Raw genomic sequence first — 2,891 nt, 5'->3', positions numbered from 1 at the left:
GTAAGCGGCCGGCGAACTCATCTTGAAGGACCTGCTGTGGTTGAGCACGATCGTGTGCACGCAAACGAGAGTGGACACGATGCTCAAAGACCCTCAGACACCCCGCTATGCGGTGCGGCGCACGCACCGCACCTACACGCAGCAGTTCAAAGCCGAACTGGTGGCCGCCTGCCGGCAGCCCGGCGCATCGATTGCCGCCGTGGCCCTGCAGCACGGCATGAACACCAACGTGCTGCACCGCTGGCTCAAGGAATGGGCACAGGGCATGCACCGCCTCGAAGGAGGCCTCGCCACTGCTGCCGTAGAACCTCGGACCCCGGCCTTCGTCCCCCTTGCGCTGAGCGCCGTAGCGTCAACAACCACCAGTGAGCAGCCGTGCGTGGCCGCCTCGACACCAGCGACCGAAATCCGTATCGAATGCCAACGTCCTGGCATGTCAGTGACCGTGCACTGGCCCTTGTCTGCCGCAACCCAGTGCGCCCAGATGCTTGGCGAGTTGCTGCGGTGATCCGTATCGATGCGGCCTGGCTGGCCACGGCCCCGCTGGACATGCGTGCGGGCACCGACACCGCCCTGGCGCGGGTGATCGCCACCTTCGGCGCGGCCCACCCACACCACGCCTACGTCTTTGCCAACCAGCGAGCCAACCGTCTGAAGGTGCTGGTGCACGACGGCGTGGGGCTGTGGCTGGCCGCGCGTCGGCTGCACCAGGGCAAGTTCGTCTGGGCGCCGCCGGGCAGTCCGAACGTGGCACTTGAACATGCCCAGCTCAATGCGCTGGTGCTGGGCCTGCCCTGGCAGCGCATGGGATCGCAAGGCTCCATCACCGTGGTCTGAATCTTCTGCTTGAGGCGCAGACCATGGCAATCGGGAGATGCGCCAATGGTCTTGCCCGGCACGCACGAGCACACTGCGCCTCATGGTGATCGACGAACAGGCACTGGGCGAACTGGACGCAGAACAACTGCGTGAGGTCAGCCAGCGCCTGCTGGCCGAACTGCGCCATCAGCGCGCTCTGAACGAGAAGCTCGCCTACGAATGTGCTCTGCTCAAGCGGCTGAAGTTCGCAGCCAAATCCGAACGCCACAGCGCTGATCAGCGCGACCTGCTGGAAGAAGAACTCGATAGCGATCTGGCGGCCGTCGAGCATGAGATCGATCAACTGCGGCCGGCACCCGCTGCGACCGAGAAGCAGCCGCCCAAGCGCACACCGCTGCCGGCCCATCTGCCACGGCGCGAGATCCGCCATGAACCCACGTCCACGACATGCCAGTGTGGCTGCCAGATGAAACGCATCGGCGAGGACGTGGCCGAGAAGCTGGACTACGTGCCCGGCGTCTTCACGGTCGAGCGCCACATCCGGGGCAAGTGGGCCTGTGCGAAGTGCCAGACCCTCACACAGGCGCCGGTGGCCGCACACGTCATCGACAAAGGCATCCCGACGACTGGCTTGCTGGCCCAGGTGCTGGTGGCCAAGTACGCCGACCACCAGCCGCTGTACCGCCAGGAGAACATCTTCGGCCGCGCCGGTCTGGCCATTGCACGATCGACCCTGGCGCAATGGGTGGGCACCTGCGGCGCGCAGCTGCAGCCGCTGGTCGATGCGCTCAAGACCGAAGTGCTCGGGCACCGGGTGCTGCACGGCGATGAGACGCCAGTGGCCATGCTCAAGCCGGGCAACGGCAAGACACACCGGGCCTACCTGTGGGCTTACGCACCGGGTGCGTTTGAAGACATGAAGGCCGTGGTCTACGACTTCTGCGAGTCGCGCGCCGGGGAGCATGCCAGAACCTTCCTGGGTGACTGGCGCGGCAGCCTGATCTGTGACGACTACGCCGGCTACAAGGCCAGCTTCAGCCAGGGCGTCACAGAGGCTGGTTGCCTGGCGCACGCCCGGCGCAAGTTCTTCGACCTGCACGCGGCCAACAAGAGCCAGATCGCCGAGTTCGCGTTGACGCAGTTCGCTCGGGTCTACGAGATCGAGAGGGCCGTCCAGGACACACCGGCACCCCAGCGGCTACAGACTCGCCAGCAGCACAGCCGGCCGATACTGGACGCCTTGCACCAGTGGATGGTGCTGCAGCGCCAGCAGGTGGCTGGCAACTCGGCCACGGCCAAGGCCCTGGACTACAGCCTCAAGCGCTGGGCGGCGCTCACACGATTCATTGATGACCCGCAGCTGCCGGCGGACAACAACTGGATCGAGAACCAGATCCGGCCCATTGCCATCGGACGCAACAACTGGCTGTTTGCCGGCAGCCTGCGCGCGGGCCAGCGGGCAGCGGCCGTCATGAGCCTGATCCAGTCGGCGCGCATGAACGGGCACGACCCGTATGCTTACCTCAAGGACGTGCTCACCCGGCTGCCCACGCACAAGGCCAGCCGGATCGACGAGCTGTTGCCGCACCGCTGGCAGCCGGTGGACTGATCCTGGTCATCGACGCCAGGGCACCCGTTCAGCGGGGGGCTGTCTTGCGCAGCAGGCCCGGCGAGACCTTCCAGTTCTGACCTTCGTCGGTGTGCACGCTGGCGGTCTTCTTGTTCAGGCGCAGCACGATGCCGTGCTTGACGCTGCCATCGCTGGCCGTGAAGTGGACCCGATCACCTTCGGCGAACTGCGCCAGTTCCACTGTGCTCCTTGCCTGGGCCAGGAGGTTCAAGCGTTCGACCACCATCCGGTTGAGGTAGAGCAGGTCTTCTTCACCCATGTGGCGCAGGGCTTGGGTAAACAACTCGCGGTCCAGAATCGTCTGCTTGGAATTCATCGTCGGTGCACATCTCAGCCGCGTGACGGCGGCTGTTCACCGCGAGTCTATGGCAGCGTAAACCATGCGCTGGCGCGCACACCATCCATTCAAGTCAGGCGCAAGATGGGTTGGCCGAACGCATAC

At 65.3% G+C, this 2,891-nt stretch carries 4 protein-coding genes; 3 read left to right on the top strand and 1 reads right to left on the bottom strand.

The features are described 5' to 3' along the window. The first annotated feature begins 79 nt into the window (after window positions 1–79). The 3 genes from KW843_RS26635 to KW843_RS26625 all read left to right on the top strand — a co-directional run bounded on the left by KW843_RS26635 (window position 80) and on the right by KW843_RS26625 (window position 2,428). Window positions 80–508 carry a transposase gene (locus tag KW843_RS26635; protein ID WP_218298112.1) on the top strand — a complete coding sequence of 143 codons (429 nt, stop codon included), beginning with the start codon at window positions 80–82 and terminating at the stop codon, window positions 506–508. Beyond that, on the top strand, window positions 505–837 hold the full coding sequence (gene tnpB / locus KW843_RS26630; RefSeq protein ID WP_066161156.1) for an IS66 family insertion sequence element accessory protein TnpB: 333 nt from the start codon (window positions 505–507) through the stop codon (window positions 835–837). Before KW843_RS26635 ends, tnpB begins: the two co-directional genes overlap by 4 nt. An 82-nt stretch (window positions 838–919) precedes the next feature. Then, window positions 920–2,428 carry an IS66 family transposase gene (locus KW843_RS26625; RefSeq protein WP_218298111.1) on the top strand — a complete coding sequence of 503 codons (1,509 nt, stop codon included), beginning with the start codon at window positions 920–922 and terminating at the stop codon, window positions 2,426–2,428. Between the two features lie 28 nt (window positions 2,429–2,456). On the opposite strand, the gene KW843_RS26620 is transcribed toward KW843_RS26625, so the two are convergent. Next, entirely contained in the window at window positions 2,457–2,765 is a 309-nt protein-coding gene (locus KW843_RS26620; protein ID WP_084397648.1) for a hypothetical protein, read from the bottom strand. Between the last annotated feature and the right edge of the window lie 126 nt (window positions 2,766–2,891).

Source organism: Acidovorax sp. sif1233, assembly GCF_019218755.1.
Classification (GTDB): domain Bacteria; phylum Pseudomonadota; class Gammaproteobacteria; order Burkholderiales; family Burkholderiaceae_C; genus Acidovorax.
Note: the sequence above shows the minus strand (reverse complement) of the source record. Positions and strands in the feature narration are given on the sequence as shown.